At 39.3% G+C, this 14,226-nt stretch carries 14 protein-coding genes; 6 read left to right on the top strand and 8 right to left on the bottom strand.

Annotated elements, in window-relative coordinates; all coding sequences use genetic code 11:
- Positions 1–18: 18 nt before the first annotated feature.
- The gene (locus tag EDC44_RS04590) at positions 19–2,349 is read right to left on the bottom strand and encodes a TonB-dependent receptor plug domain-containing protein (RefSeq protein WP_131975840.1); all 2,331 of its coding nucleotides are present in this window, start codon (positions 2,347–2,349) and stop codon (positions 19–21) included.
- 266 nt (positions 2,350–2,615) lie between these two features.
- On the opposite strand from EDC44_RS04590, the gene ffh reads away from it, so the two are divergent.
- On the top strand, positions 2,616–3,995 hold the full coding sequence (gene ffh, locus EDC44_RS04585) for a signal recognition particle protein (protein WP_131975838.1): 1,380 nt from the start codon (positions 2,616–2,618) through the stop codon (positions 3,993–3,995).
- A 61-nt stretch (positions 3,996–4,056) separates the two neighbouring features.
- Here the strand turns inward: ffh and EDC44_RS04580 are convergent, their stop codons facing one another.
- From EDC44_RS04580 to EDC44_RS04565, 4 genes are read right to left on the bottom strand one after another with little or no spacing between them, the layout of a single operon-like run.
- Positions 4,057–4,353, bottom strand: coding sequence for a YciI family protein (locus EDC44_RS04580; protein ID WP_131976027.1), 297 nt, complete (start codon positions 4,351–4,353; stop codon positions 4,057–4,059).
- Positions 4,353–4,847, bottom strand: a complete 495-nt coding sequence (gene yciA / locus EDC44_RS04575; protein ID WP_131975836.1) for an acyl-CoA thioester hydrolase YciA — start codon at positions 4,845–4,847, stop codon at positions 4,353–4,355. The genes EDC44_RS04580 and yciA overlap by 1 nt, the downstream gene beginning before the upstream one ends.
- Positions 4,848–4,849: 2 nt before the next feature.
- The gene (locus EDC44_RS04570) at positions 4,850–5,401 is read right to left on the bottom strand and encodes a septation protein A (RefSeq protein WP_131975834.1); all 552 of its coding nucleotides are present in this window, start codon (positions 5,399–5,401) and stop codon (positions 4,850–4,852) included.
- Between the two features lie 9 nt (positions 5,402–5,410).
- Entirely contained in the window at positions 5,411–6,217 is an 807-nt protein-coding gene (locus tag EDC44_RS04565; protein WP_131975832.1) for a YciC family protein, read from the bottom strand.
- Between the two features lie 278 nt (positions 6,218–6,495).
- Between EDC44_RS04565 and EDC44_RS04560 the strand changes: the two genes are divergently transcribed.
- Complete coding sequence (locus EDC44_RS04560) at positions 6,496–7,149, top strand: OmpW/AlkL family protein (RefSeq protein ID WP_131975830.1); 654 nt, start codon at positions 6,496–6,498, stop codon at positions 7,147–7,149.
- Between the two features lie 65 nt (positions 7,150–7,214).
- On the opposite strand, the gene dhaM is transcribed toward EDC44_RS04560, so the two are convergent.
- From dhaM to dhaK, 3 genes are read right to left on the bottom strand one after another with little or no spacing between them, the layout of a single operon-like run.
- Entirely contained in the window at positions 7,215–7,616 is a 402-nt protein-coding gene (dhaM, locus tag EDC44_RS04555) for a dihydroxyacetone kinase phosphoryl donor subunit DhaM (protein ID WP_131975828.1), read from the bottom strand.
- Between the two features lie 3 nt (positions 7,617–7,619).
- Positions 7,620–8,249 (bottom strand): dihydroxyacetone kinase subunit DhaL, encoded by a 630-nt coding sequence (gene dhaL / locus EDC44_RS04550; protein WP_131975826.1) that lies wholly within the window; start codon positions 8,247–8,249, stop codon positions 7,620–7,622.
- Between the two features lies 1 nt (position 8,250).
- Positions 8,251–9,324, bottom strand: coding sequence for a dihydroxyacetone kinase subunit DhaK (gene dhaK / locus EDC44_RS04545; protein ID WP_131975824.1), 1,074 nt, complete (start codon positions 9,322–9,324; stop codon positions 8,251–8,253).
- Between the two features lie 182 nt (positions 9,325–9,506).
- On the opposite strand from dhaK, the gene tsaE reads away from it, so the two are divergent.
- From tsaE to miaA, 4 genes are read left to right on the top strand one after another with little or no spacing between them, the layout of a single operon-like run.
- Positions 9,507–9,977 (top strand): tRNA (adenosine(37)-N6)-threonylcarbamoyltransferase complex ATPase subunit type 1 TsaE, encoded by a 471-nt coding sequence (gene tsaE / locus EDC44_RS04540; protein ID WP_131975822.1) that lies wholly within the window; start codon positions 9,507–9,509, stop codon positions 9,975–9,977.
- 5 nt (positions 9,978–9,982) lie between these two features.
- The gene (locus EDC44_RS04535; RefSeq protein ID WP_131976025.1) at positions 9,983–11,191 is read left to right on the top strand and encodes an N-acetylmuramoyl-L-alanine amidase; all 1,209 of its coding nucleotides are present in this window, start codon (positions 9,983–9,985) and stop codon (positions 11,189–11,191) included.
- Positions 11,192–11,200: 9 nt separating this feature from the next.
- Positions 11,201–13,084 carry a DNA mismatch repair endonuclease MutL gene (gene mutL, locus EDC44_RS04530; protein WP_131975821.1) on the top strand — a complete coding sequence of 628 codons (1,884 nt, stop codon included), beginning with the start codon at positions 11,201–11,203 and terminating at the stop codon, positions 13,082–13,084.
- A gap of 8 nt (positions 13,085–13,092) precedes the next feature.
- Positions 13,093–14,028: a tRNA (adenosine(37)-N6)-dimethylallyltransferase MiaA gene (miaA, locus tag EDC44_RS04525; RefSeq protein ID WP_131975819.1), complete on the top strand. Its 936-nt coding sequence runs from the start codon at positions 13,093–13,095 to the stop codon at positions 14,026–14,028.
- Positions 14,029–14,226 lie beyond the last annotated feature (198 nt).

Below are 14,226 nucleotides of genomic sequence, written 5' to 3'. Positions count from 1 at the left end.
TATTTTAATCAGTTTAAATTAGAATTCGTAACCGAGTTCAAGCCAAAATTCACGACCTGCGGCGTAAAAACCATAGTCTTCGCCGTTAGATGTAATTCCTTTGCGGGTTTTATTCAGCACATTGAGTACATCAAATTTCACAAATACGGAATGTTGTTTAAATAATTGCGGCTGCCAGCGAATACTGGTATCCCATTGGGTGTGCGTACCGTAGTCATAACTATAATAAAGCGGGATATTATTCAGATCGTCACGATAATTCACGCCTTTAATCGGTGCTTTAACATAAATGTTATTTGTCCAAGTTAAATTATAATCCGGAATCGCCATATCCAGACCTAAGCGAACGGTCCATTCTTCACGGTAGTTATTAATCCGTTTCATCATTTCACCGTAAGTTGTCAGCTTTCCGTCTAAAATAACATTGGCATTAACATCATGACTACGGCCGAAATCAATACCATCCGTTTCTAACCAATCAAAAGCTAAATGGGTATTCCAATGTGTTTTACCTAACACCCAAGGTTCTACGTTATTGATTTGTAAGGTATAAATATCCGCACTATAATTTTTACCCTTTGTATAATAACGTTCGCCGGAGGTTTCTTCATGTAGCACAATACGGTTTTTATTTTGACGGTGTAAATATTTCGCATTAAACATCATATCGCCGAAACGTTGCTCGAAACCTAAACTCACTTCATCCGCATACGGTGTTTTAAAGTTTTTTACATCGATATAGCGGAAAGTATTTTTGCCATCTAATTTAAAAACACCTTCGGCTAATTTCATTGACGCAAAACTACGACCATAGTAGCGATTCCAACCTGCCGTCAATCCGGTGTCTTCCCAAGGTTTCCAACGAGCAACAAAACGCGGAGCAATATTGGTATTTTTCAGATAATCATCACGCTCTAAACGAATACCGGGACGAAACTCAAAATTAGCGACTTTAATCAAATCCTCAACATAAAGCGCTACGTTTTGATATTTGGCTTTTACCGTACCTTTCTTTACAGCATTATCATCACATATTACCCCTGAACCATAAATGCTTAAATCCGTACAAACTTGTGCCGTAGCATCTTGTTCACGATGAAATTTATATTGGGTGGATTGATAGATCCCGCCTAAAGAAATAGAATGTTCCACATTTCCCCAATTAAACGGATTCATGGCATATTCAATGGAAGAATGCACATTTTGTTGGGTTAAGGTACTGTTTCCCATCCCGCCTAAACTATATTCATTGCCATCTTTATCAATCGTAGTTTTCATATGAGTCGCTGCAGATTTACGTTTATTATTAAAACGGTCATAAGCTAATGTCGTGGTCAATATACCGCGATCCAATGCATTCACCCAAGAGAATGTCGTACCAAACGCTTGATGATAATCTAACACATCACTGTCAATATTATTCGCATAAAACTTGCTTTCACGATAATTGGAATAACGTAAACCCCATTCAAAACGATGTTGATCGTTTGGCGTATAATTAAAGTTGACTAATGCATTATCGGAACGACGGGTATGATCACGTTTATCCGTTTTACCATCAATGGAGATCAAACGGTTTTGTTGAATATGTGAACCGCGGCGGCTTAAGCCAAAGACTACGCCGAGGTTTTCTGTAAGCCCCTGTTCAACCGAAAGACTGAAAAAATGTTTATTATATTTAGGTTGATAATCAGCATTTGCACCATTTGGAGCTGCTTGTTGAAATTTAGCCCGATCTGCTTCTTCAATATGGAATTTATTCCAACCGGATTGGCTGGTACGATAACGTAATTTCACACTATCTTCACCTGCATATTGTTTCGTTTTAGCCACCACCGCACCACCACTAAAACCACCAAGGCTGGCGGATACATCGCTGTCATGCACGGTAACAGAAGACAATAAATTCGCATCAAAGAAGTAAGCTTGTGCATGATTTGCTTGAGGAACCGTTGCCATTGTACCGTCAAAAATATCGGCACCTAAACCTAAGTCATTATTAATATTCACATTATCGACAAAATAGCTGGTTTGATTCGGTTCCGCCCCATTAATGGAAACCGAAGCCGGCTTAATCTCGCCGCGCTGATATGAACTTTCATCACTATTTTCAAAGCGAATGTGCGGATTGGATTTTAAATAATCCGACATATTGCCGTTAGCGGCGGGTTCTCTGGCAATATCCGCTTGATGCACGGTTTGAGCAGATGAAATATCCATATTTTGCTCGGCATACACCACAATCTCACTTAACTTATTGTTTGTTTGTGATTCTGAGCTATTTTCTGTCGCTTGTGCAGACAATGCTATGGCAATACAAATAGCAACTAATGTTTTCTGTGGGTTCATAAAACCTCCTATCCTTAAATTAAATTTTAATTGATAATTATTATTATTTTTAAAAGCACATATTGTACAAATATTCTGAGAGAAATCAATACATTGAATTTTAAATATAAAAATAAATTAATTGTCATTTGGAGCAAAATAACCAAATAATTTTTCTAAAAAAATGACCGCACTTTATTGAGATTTTTTTCTTGATTTTAGGTATAATCCCCTCAATTTTGAGTAAAAGTGCGGTCTGTTTCCGCCAAATTTTATAAGGAATATTTATGTTTGAGAACTTATCGGATCGTTTGTCGAGAACCTTAAAAAATATCACGGGTAAAGGACGTTTAACGGAAGATAATATTAAAGACACTCTGCGTGAAGTGCGTATGGCGTTATTGGAAGCGGATGTGGCATTGCCGGTGGTGCGAGAGTTTATTAATAAAGTCAAAGAGCGTGCAATCGGCGAAGAAGTGAATAAAAGCCTAACACCGGGCCAAGAATTCTTAAAAATCGTTCGTACCGAATTAGAAACCGCAATGGGGGAAGCGAACGAGAGCTTGAATTTAGCAAGCCAACCGCCGGCCGTCATTTTAATGGCAGGCTTGCAAGGTGCGGGTAAAACTACTTCTGTGGGTAAATTAGCCAAATTCTTACGTGAACGCCATAAGAAAAAAGTGCTTGTGGTTTCTGCCGACGTTTATCGCCCGGCGGCGATCAAACAGCTGGAAACCTTGGCACAAGCGGTGAAAGTGGATTTTTATCCGTCGAATACCAAACAAAAACCGGTAGAAATTGTCACATCAGCGTTAGCGGATGCAAAACTGAAATTCTATGATGTGTTGATTGTGGATACTGCCGGTCGTTTGCACGTTGACGGTGAGATGATGGATGAAATTAAACAAATTCACACCGCACTTAATCCGATTGAAACCCTGTTTACCGTAGATGCAATGACCGGTCAGGATGCGGCAAATACCGCTAAAGCCTTTAATGAAGCGTTGCCGTTGACCGGTGTAATCTTAACCAAAGTGGACGGTGATGCCCGTGGCGGTGCCGCATTGTCCATTCGTCAAATTACCGGCAAACCGATTAAATTCTTAGGGGTTGGTGAAAAAACCGATGCCCTTGAACCATTCCATCCGGATCGTGTCGCTTCCCGTATTTTAGGTATGGGCGATGTCTTATCCTTAATTGAAGATCTAGAACGTTCTGTTGATAAAGAAAAAGCGGAAAAAATGGCACAGAAATTTAAAAAGGGTGAGGAATTTACCTTAGATGATTTCCGTGATCAGTTGATCGAAATGAAAAAAATGGGCGGTATGATGACAATGTTGGAAAAACTGCCCGGTGCAAAAAACCTGCCGGATCATGTAAAAAACCAAGTGGATGATAAAATGTTTAGTCGTATGGAAGCCATGATCAATTCTATGACCCCGAAAGAACGCCGTAATCCGGATATTATCAAAGGCTCCCGTAAACGCCGTATTGCTTTAGGTTCCGGCACACAGGTGCAAGAACTTAACCGTATGCTGAAACAATTCGATGAAATGCAGCGTATGATGAAAAAAATGCGTAAAGGCGGTATGGCAAAAATGATGCGTGGTATGAAAGGCATGATGGGGGGCGGTTTAGCGAACCTTGGCGGAATGTTTGGACGATAATGCCTTTATCAATCCAAAAGAGCGGTAGATTTTACCGCTCTTTTCGTTTTAACAGTGGAAATTAAAACACTTTCTTAAAAGGTTTTACAGTCACATCACCATATACTCCGGCAGCGACATAAGGATCTTGGCTTGCCCAATTTTTCGCTGTTTCTAAGCTTTCAAATTGTGCAATCACCGTCGAGCCGGTGAATCCTGCCTCTCCCGGGTTTTCATCGTCAACCGCCGGATTCGGGCCCGCGGTTAATAATCGGTTTTCGGCTTGTAGTGTACGCAAACGCTCAAGATGCTGCTCACGCACGGCTAGGCGTTGTGCTAAAGTGTCGGGTTTGTCTTGAGCAAAAATAACATAATACATCATAATTCGAGTTCCTTATTTGATTGTTTTTCTAACGCATCTAACACTTTTTGTAATTCATTATTATTTTCTCTTGGAATCGGGCGGGAACGACCGGCGTCATCCACGGCAACAAATGTAAATACGGCTTCGGTAACGCAATAGCGTTCGTTAATTGGTTCGCGGGAAACTCGTTTGACCCAAACTTCCACTTTAACTTTTAGAGAACTTTTACCCACATAAGTACAGCGACCATAACAACAGACCACATCTCCCACCGCAACCGGGCGGATAAACGTCATTTTATCTACGGATACCGTTACGACTCTGCCATGAGCAATTTCTTTAGCAAGAATAGCTCCCCCCATATCCATTTGCGACATAATCCAACCGCCGAAAATATCACCGTTAGCATTGGTATCTGACGGCATAGCCAAAGTTCGTAACAATAAGGTGCCTTGTGACTGTCTTCCCGGGTTTGCCCCCTCTTTCGTTTCAATGAAATCTATAGTCATAATTACTTACCTTGTTGATTTTGTTCGTCTTGTGGCAAGTAGCGATAGATATAAAAACCGGTTATCACGGTTGCCACCAAAGTCATGCCTATAATACCAAAACTTTTGAAATTCACCCAAATATCTTTAGAAAAATATTGGCTGATGTAAAGGTTTAAGAGTAAGCATAAAACAAAAAATCCTGTCCAACCTAAATTCAAGTTATTCCATACGTTTTCCGGCAAACTAATGTCTTTACCTAATAATTGCTTGATTAAAGGTTTCTTAAAGCCGTATTGACTGATCAATAACGCCAGTATAAAAATGGTATAAACGATTGTAACTTTCCATTGCAAATATTTGATATCATCAAAATATGCGGTCAACAAACCGAAAAACACCACAGCAATACCCATGATCAATTGATGTTTTTCGATTTTTTTGTATAACACTTTAAGCACTGCCATTTGCAAAACGGTTGCAATAACAAGTGTCAATGCGGCTTCTTGTATGTCAAACATTTTATAAACGACAAAAAACAGAATTAATGGAATAAATTCAAGTAATTGTTTCATATTATGGCCTTATTTCATAAACAATGTATAAAAACGATAACTAAAAATAATAGAGAATAAATGTAAAAACGCGCTCAAAACCATTCCGATAAACAATAATACAATATTGTCGTCCAACACACTGAGTTGGCTGTGTAGCATTGTCAGCACCACATAAGCTAATAAAAAGAAAATAAATAACGAACCGAATCCTTTTTGCGTTTTTTGCCATGTAAAACGAATAGCTTCAAATATGCTTTTATTTTCAATTAAATATACGAAATAAGCCAAGCATAAACGAATAAAAATATAGATTCCGACAAGCATTAATAAGGAACCTAATGCATTTCCGCCAACCGCGAAAGCCGCCCCCAAGCCAATAGGCATTAAAACAATAATATTAATAGCCAATACGCCCAAAAAACATTGTAATCCTCTGGCAAAAGCCATTGACAACGAAAACGGTTGCAGCCGGCTAATTTGATGAACCGCAATAATTCCGCAAGTGATAACAAAACTATTTATCACTTGGCTGGAAATCAAAATCGCCAACATTCTAGGATGAGTTATCATGGCTAAAGACAGCAAGACTGATTGTGTCGAGTCATTACCATTTATTGCTTCCAACTGAGCTTTAGCTTCGGCAGGAATATTTTGTGTCATAACCGCGAATTGTTCGCTAACTTCTTTAAATATGATCGGTTGCATATAGCCTAAGATGAGCTGGAATATGATCAACACGGCAACAAAAATCAACATAAAAGATAAGGTAAATCGGCGTTGATTTCTAATGAAGTTCCAGCTGTCTTGAAAAATTTGGGTGAAATTAATGTTCATTCAAAAATCCATTCATCAGATAAAAAAGTGCGGTCATTATAACAATATTTTTCACCAAATCATAAAAAAGGTGATATTTGATATAGATCAAAATTAAAAATAATAAGATAAAAGAGCAAATTAACATCAATCAAAAATTATTTTTCAACATTTTTTCAAAAATTTGACATTCGTCACATTTTTTCTACTAAAAAATGGGTATATTACGCAACGAATAACCATAAACAAAATATGGTTAATAAAAGCAAAAATTTGGATAATAACCCTGAGGATTTATTATGAAAAAAACAGCATTAGTATTAGGTATGGCAGCCGCATTAACTGCAGGTATGGCAAGTGCTCATCAAGCGGGTGATGTGATTGTGCGTGGCGGTGGCATTTTAGTAATGGCAAACTCAACTTCATCCACAAAAACAGCGACCGAAGTTAAGTTAGATGTGAACAATAATGCTCAATTTGGTTTAACCGGTACTTATATGTTTACCGATAATATCGGTTTAGAATTATTAGCGGCTACACCATTTTCTCACAAAATCAGTGCAAATGTTCCCGCATTACAAGCAAATTCTAATTTAGGCGATGTGGCAAAAGTAAAACATTTACCACCAAGTCTTTACCTACAATATTATTTCTTAGATAAAGATGCGGGCTCTCGTCCTTATATTGGTGCCGGTTTAAATTACACTCGTTTCTTTGATCCAGAATCAACCAATCCGGCTATCACTAATTTGAAAGTGAAAAAACATTCATTTGGTCCTGTAGTAAATGCCGGTATTGATATTAAATTAACAGATAATCTTTATCTTAATACCGCAATGTGGTACACACATATTCGTACTAATGCCAGCTTTGATGCTTTAAAGGGAAATCATGAAGTGAAAATTAAGCTGGATCCTGTGATTTTCTTTGCCGGTTTAGCATATAGCTTCTAAATTTTCTTGTTAGAAAGATTGAAAAGAACGGTTATTTGCCATAATAACCGTTCTTTGTTTATAGATTAGTGCATTTGTAATTTGGCTTCATAAGCTAATGAGGCTTCCTGTAAGACCTCATCGATATTATCTCCGGATGCTGCGGCAACGACAGCACCAATCGTTCCCTCAACCAATGGGGCTAAACAAAGTCTTACTTTAGATGCTATTGAAGGATCAAGTAATTCAATGGCTGTTTCAGCACTTAAAATCGCACTCCCTAAATCAACCATTACAATAACTCCATCATCATCAAAAACGTCTTCGATTGCTTGCATAATTTTTGTCGCATCGGTGCCAATAGGGTTAATTTCATCGTCGATACCGCCGGCCGCCACAATTTTACAATCGCCTTTCATTTGAAAAGCTAATTCTACAACGCCTTCTGCCAATTTGGCACTGTGAGAAACAATAACAAAATTAATCATAAATCATTCCTTATTCACCACTGTCTCTGTCAGTGCCTGTAACATATAAACTACTGATGTTGCTCCCGGATCTTGATGACCTATACTGCGTTCATTTAAATAGCTGGCACGCCCTTTTTTGGCTTTCATTGAAATCGTGGCAACCAAACATTCTTCTGATTTTTTGACCGCACTTTGCAATGTATTGAGTAAATCATCCTGTGATGATCGCATAACTTCTACAACCGGAAGCCACACATCACACATTGTTTTATCACCGATTTCTGCTCGACCGCGTGCCACAATACCTTCGACACCTACGGCTAATATTTGAGTCAGCTCATCAAGCGTTAATTCTTGTTTATTTACCGCAATCTGTGCACCTTTAATAAAAAAAGTACCAAATAAAGGACCGCTGGCACCACCGACGCTAGAAAGCAAAGTCATTCCTACAGTTTTAAAAATTGTCCCGATATCTTTATCCGTCACCGTAAGCAATTTTTCCATTACTTTAGTAAAACCGCGATGCATATTAGCGCCATGATCACCATCACCAATTTCCGTATCTAATTGAGTTAAATAATCTTTATGTTCATCAAATAATTGATCACATCGAGTTAACCATTGAATGATCTGTTGTTTTGTTAAATTCATATTAGCATCCCCAACGTAGCCCTGCGGTATGTACTGGGGCATCCCACAAAGATAACATTTCATCGTCCACTTTCAATAATGTAATGGAAATACCTTGCATATCTAAAGAGGTGCAATATGAACCGACCAAGCTACGCTCGATTTTTAAGCCATAATTATCACAACAACGTTCTAATATATTATAAACACCATAGAGTTCTGATAATGGCACACTGCCTAAATTGTTTACCAAGGCAATCACTCGATCACCGCTTTGCAATGAACGTTTATTTTCATTGATTTCTTGCCATTCCGTACCATCTGCGTTCCATTGTCGGACAACGCGTTGATATTGTCCATTTTCAATAATAGTTTCAAACATCTGAGAAACGGTTTCATCCAGCGATACGAATTTTCTCCGTTCAATTCCCGGTTCACCATGAATTCCCACACCAAATTCCATTTCATTTTCAGCTAAAATGAAAGAAGGTTTACCCGCTGCCGGAACCGTGCAAGCACCTAATGCAATACCGATAGAATGTCCATTATTATTTAATTGACGTCCTAACTCAGCAAGTTTTTGTAAGGGATAACCTTTTTCTGCCGCCGCACCTAATATTTTTTCAATCAAAACCGTATTCGCAACACCACGACGACCGGCCGTATATAAACTGTCTTTAACCGCCACATCATCATCAACTAAAACCGTCGCAACTTTTATGCCCGAATCATTTAACAATTCAACGGCAGTTTCAAAATTCAATACATCTCCGGTATAATTTTTAATCAACAATAAAACGCCTTCTCCGGAATCAACGGACATGGCACATTCAAACATTTGATCCGGTGTCGGTGAAGTAAAAATAGCTCCGGGACAAGCACCGTCTAACATACCTTTTCCAATAAAACCCGCATGCATCGGTTCATGCCCGCTGCCACCACCGGAAATTACGGCAACTTTGCCCGATACAGGAGCATCAATACGACGAACATAAACCGGTTCGTTATTTAGTTCCAATAAATCAACATGAGCTTTAGCAAACCCTTGTAATTGTTCCGTTAATACATTTTCTATTGAATTAATTAATTTTTTCATTACGTTTCTCCTAAAAAAATAACGAGCGATACTTTAACAAAAATTCATAAATTTTTTTGTGACCGACTTAGCAAAAATGAAAAAAACTTTTAAAATTCTTACACTTCTATTTTCTCCTACAAATCTCTCTAAAAGTGCGGTACAATTTCAGCCATTTTTGATTAAATGAAATATGATAAACGATGAGCTATTTCCAATATATTCCCAATGAAAATGCCATGATTGAATTTGGTGCCAAATTAATGCACATATTAGCAGGCACAAAAAGCAATCACGGTATCACCTTATTTTTAAACGGTGATTTAGGTGCGGGGAAAACCACATTAAGTCGCGGAATGATCCAAAGTTTAGGTCACCAAGGCAATGTGAAAAGCCCGACTTATACTTTAGTGGAAGAATATCATTTACAGGGCAAGCATATTTATCATTTTGATTTATATCGTTTAAGTGATCCGGAAGAACTAGAATTTATGGGTATTCGGGATTATTTTTCTACGGACAGTATTTGCTTATTAGAATGGGCGGAAAAAGGGCAAGGCATTTTGCCACCCGCTGATTTATTAGTGAATATCAGCTATGCGGATACTGCTCGCAATATTGAATTAATTGCCAACTCCCCTGTTGGCCAACATATTTTGGAAAGTTTCAATTGATCAATATGAAAGGTTTTATTAAATTATTTTCTTTATTTATTTCGCTCTCATTATCTTCCACTGCGGCTTCTGCGGCTGTGTGGACGATTGCCATTGATCCCGGTCACGGCGGAAAAGATCCCGGTGCAATCAGCAAAAACTTAAGAATTTACGAAAAAAATGTGACACTTTCCATCGCTCGTGAATTAAAAGTCTTATTAGATAAAGATCCGAATTTTAAGGGAGTTTTAACCCGTCGCGGCGACTATTATATTTCCGTCCCGGAACGTTCCGAAATTGCCCGTAAAAATAAGGCCAATTATTTAATTTCTATTCATGCGGACTCATCTCTCAATCCGAATTTACGCGGAGCATCCGTGTGGGTGTTATCTAATCGTCGTGCCAGTGATGAAATGGGGCAATGGCTGGAAGATCACGAGAAACAATCAGAATTATTAGGCGGTGCCGGTAAAGTATTAGCCGGTCATAATGAAAGATATCTTAATCAAACGGTGCTTGATTTGCAGTTCGCTCATTCACAACGTACCGGTTATGAATTAGGAAATACCGTCTTACGCCATTTTGGTCGCTTAACTCAATTAAGCCGCAGTAAACCGCAACACGCCAGTCTTGGTGTGCTACGTTCGCCGGATATTCCGTCCATTTTGGTGGAAACCGGCTTTTTATCCAATAAAGATGAAGAGTTACGTTTAAATAATGCCGCCTATCGTCGCAAACTCGCTCGCACTATTTATGACGGTTTAGTGGAATTTCGCAAGCGTCAAGGCGGAGCGGATGCGGCTATCAAAGCAATTTCTGATGACACTCAATCATCGTCTACTAAAAATAAAGTGCAATATTCCGGTGTCCGCCATAAAGTGAAAAGCGGTGAAACTCTGTTGGGCTTAGCCAATAAATATCATGTGAAATCCGATGATATTGTGGCATTAAACAAACTCAAAAGCCGCAATCTGTTTATCGGTCAAACCATAAAAATCCCGGGTAAAACCAAAGTTGTCGAAACCAAAAACAGTAAAGTAACAAAAGACAGCAAAAGTGCGGTAAAAAATACGGAAAAATCCAAATCCGTACCCAAATACCACACCATAAAAAAAGATCAGACTTTATATGCGGTATCTCGTGAATATGGCATTCCGGTGGATAAATTAATTAAAATCAATAAATTAAAAGACGGAAAAGTTCAAGCAGGACAAAAAATCAAATTACAGGAATAGGAACAAATCATGCCGATTCAAATTTTACCACCCCAACTGGCCAACCAAATCGCCGCCGGCGAAGTAGTAGAACGCCCGTCGTCCGTGGTCAAAGAATTAGTGGAAAACAGCCTTGATGCGGGAGCAACACAGATCCACGTGGATATTGAAAACGGCGGAACAAGCCTGATCCGTATCCGCGATAACGGCATCGGTATTCCTAAAGCAGAATTGAGTCTGGCTTTAGCTCGCCACGCCACAAGCAAAATTACCTGTTTAGATGATTTAGAAGCAATTTTAAGTTTAGGTTTCCGCGGTGAAGCCTTGGCCAGTATCAGCTCCGTTTCCCGTTTAACGCTCACATCCCGCACGGCGGAACAAAATGAAGCCTGGCAGGTTTATGCGGAAGGACGGGATATGGAAACTACCGTTAAACCTGCCTCACACCCTGTGGGAACAACCGTCGAAGTAGCCAATTTATTTTTTAACACTCCCGCTCGCCGTAAATTTTTACGCACAGATAAAACGGAATTTGGTCATATTGATGAAGTGATCCGCCGTATTGCCTTGGCAAAACTCACCATTGCCTTTACCTTGACACATAACGGCAAAATTATTCGTCAATATAAACAAGCCGTCAATGATCAACAAAAACTCAAACGCATTGCGGCCATTTGCGGCGATGATTTTGTTTCTAATGCCCTACATATTGATTGGAAACACAATGATCTGCATTTATCCGGCTGGGTGGCTCTGCCAAGCTTTAACCGCAATCAAAACGATTTGGCATACAGCTACATTAACGGTCGAATGGTACGGGATAAAGTGATTAATCATGCTATTCGTCAGGCTTATGCGGAACATTTAAATAGCGAGCTGTTTCCGGCTTTTGTGTTATTTTTGGATCTCAATCCCAATGATGTGGATGTGAATGTGCACCCCACCAAACACGAAGTACGCTTCCAACAATCCCGCTTAGTACACGATTTTATCTATCAAGGTATTGCTAATGCGTTGCATAGCGAACCGGCTTTGGACCTGCCTTTAACGGAACAATCCGGCACAGAGCGAATTCCGCACAATCAAATCAGCGAACCGCTTCCTCTTTGGCAAGTGCAAGGCCAAACTCAAGGAACAAGCAAAATCGAACCAAATCGCAGTGCGGCGGGCAAAAATATTTTCCAAGAGAGAAGCAAATCAAGTTATAATCCGCCAAAATTCGGCAAATATACACCGCACTTTTATTCACCGCACTTTTATTCACCGCATTTCAGCACAGAAGGGGTGAATAAAACGGAACAGAAAGCCTACGCTGAATTGATTGGTTCACAACCTCGGCAAACACCACTGCAAGAAAAACCGATTTCTGTCTCAACCACGATTGCTACGCATCTGCAAACAGCCAATAATGTGTTACAAGTACTTACACTTGTACAAAATAAAGCATTATTATTACAGCAAAATCAACAGCTTTATTTATTGCCATTGACTGCGTTGCAGCACCTGAAATTCCGTTTAAATCTGCAAAATCCGCAAGCTCAACGGCAAGCCCTGCTAATTCCGGTTACCTTTAAGTTAGACGATCATCAACAAGCCCAATGGCAACAGCAAAAAGATTGGTTTGCTCAACTGGGTTTTAGTTTTGATGAACATTTAAATCAGCACCGCATTACACTCACTGCCGTACCGCAGTGCTTACGTCAACAAAATCTGCAAAAATGTGTGATTAGTGTATTATCTCAGCAAATCACAGAATTCTCGCTATTTTTAACCGCACTTTTAGAACAAATCGAATTTTCAGAAATCACCATTTTAGCCGATGCGGTAAATATATTGACGGAAGTGGAAACTCTTGCAGATAAACAATTGCTGCAAGATTTATTGATTAATGTGGATCTTTCCGATTATTTATAGAACGTAATATGCAATTTCAATCTAATAGCAAACCAACGGCAATTTTCTTAATGGGGCCGACAGCCTCCGGCAAAACGGATTTAGCAATCTGGTTACGACAACACTTGCCCGTGGAAATCATCAGCGTTGATTCTGCCCTAATTTACAAAGGAATGGATATCGGCACAGCAAAACCGAGCAAAGCAGAACTAGCGCTTGTCCCACATCGATTGATTGATATTAAAGATCCCGCCGAAAGTTATTCGGCCATGGAATTTCGCAATGATGCTCTGAGGGAAATGGCAGATATCACCGCTCAAGGTAAAATCCCGCTTTTAGTGGGCGGCACAATGCTCTATTACAAAGCCTTACTGGAGGGCTTATCACCTCTACCGCAAGCAAAAGCGGAAGTGCGGTCAGAAATCGAGAAAAAAGCCGCCTTAATCGGTTGGCCTGCAATGCACGAAATACTTATAAAAATCGATCCCGTTTCTGCTCAACGCATCAATCCTAACGATTCCCAACGCATTAACCGTGCTTTGGAAGTGTTTTATATTTCCGGCAAGACATTGACAAAACTCACAGAACAAAAAGGCGAACCACTACCTTACAATATTCTGCAATTTGCCATCGCTCCACAAGATCGTGCCGTTTTACATGAACGCATTGCCTTACGTTTTCATAAAATGATCGAACAGGGCTTTCAACAAGAAGTGGAAAAACTTTATCAACGCGGTGATCTTAATCCTAATCTGCCATCCATTCGTTGTGTGGGTTATCGCCAAATGTGGGAATATTTAAATGGCGAAGTAGATTTTAATGAAATGATTTTCAAAGGAATCGCCGCCACCCGCCAACTCGCCAAACGACAAATTACTTGGCTACGCGGCTGGAAAAGCCCGATTCAGTGGTTAGATAGCTTACAGCCGGAAATGACAAAAGAACTAGTACTCAAAACTATATAACCAACCTTTTAAGCATAAACTGATTTAACAAAAAATCAGATCCATTTTTTGATAAAACTAATCTAACAATATAGTGCTGTTTCACTACAAACTTAAAATAACCTTAAAGTGCGGTGTGTATTTTCAAAAATTTTACTCGACCAACACACCTTAAAAAACAAAAAAACCGCAACTCTTTCAAATTGCGGTTTCTTTAAT

This window comes from Cricetibacter osteomyelitidis (genome assembly GCF_004340985.1).
GTDB lineage: Bacteria > Pseudomonadota > Gammaproteobacteria > Enterobacterales > Pasteurellaceae > Cricetibacter > Cricetibacter osteomyelitidis.
This window is presented reverse-complemented; position numbering and strand designations above follow the sequence as displayed.

What these genes read in the sequence shown, in the direction of transcription:
- EDC44_RS04590 (WP_131975840.1), bottom strand. Translation starts at nt 2,349, where the DNA reads ATGAACCCACAGAAAACATTAGTTGCTATTTGTATTGCCATAGCATTG.
- ffh (WP_131975838.1), top strand. Translation starts at nt 2,616, where the DNA reads ATGTTTGAGAACTTATCGGATCGTTTGTCGAGAACCTTAAAAAATATC.
- EDC44_RS04580 (WP_131976027.1), bottom strand. Translation starts at nt 4,353, where the DNA reads ATGTATTATGTTATTTTTGCTCAAGACAAACCCGACACTTTAGCACAA.
- yciA (WP_131975836.1), bottom strand. Translation starts at nt 4,847, where the DNA reads ATGACTATAGATTTCATTGAAACGAAAGAGGGGGCAAACCCGGGAAGA.
- EDC44_RS04570 (WP_131975834.1), bottom strand. Translation starts at nt 5,401, where the DNA reads ATGAAACAATTACTTGAATTTATTCCATTAATTCTGTTTTTTGTCGTT.
- EDC44_RS04565 (WP_131975832.1), bottom strand. Translation starts at nt 6,217, where the DNA reads ATGAACATTAATTTCACCCAAATTTTTCAAGACAGCTGGAACTTCATT.
- EDC44_RS04560 (WP_131975830.1), top strand. Translation starts at nt 6,496, where the DNA reads ATGAAAAAAACAGCATTAGTATTAGGTATGGCAGCCGCATTAACTGCA.
- dhaM (WP_131975828.1), bottom strand. Translation starts at nt 7,616, where the DNA reads ATGATTAATTTTGTTATTGTTTCTCACAGTGCCAAATTGGCAGAAGGC.
- dhaL (WP_131975826.1), bottom strand. Translation starts at nt 8,249, where the DNA reads ATGAATTTAACAAAACAACAGATCATTCAATGGTTAACTCGATGTGAT.
- dhaK (WP_131975824.1), bottom strand. Translation starts at nt 9,324, where the DNA reads ATGAAAAAATTAATTAATTCAATAGAAAATGTATTAACGGAACAATTA.
- tsaE (WP_131975822.1), top strand. Translation starts at nt 9,507, where the DNA reads ATGAGCTATTTCCAATATATTCCCAATGAAAATGCCATGATTGAATTT.
- EDC44_RS04535 (WP_131976025.1), top strand. Translation starts at nt 9,983, where the DNA reads ATGAAAGGTTTTATTAAATTATTTTCTTTATTTATTTCGCTCTCATTA.
- mutL (WP_131975821.1), top strand. Translation starts at nt 11,201, where the DNA reads ATGCCGATTCAAATTTTACCACCCCAACTGGCCAACCAAATCGCCGCC.
- miaA (WP_131975819.1), top strand. Translation starts at nt 13,093, where the DNA reads ATGCAATTTCAATCTAATAGCAAACCAACGGCAATTTTCTTAATGGGG.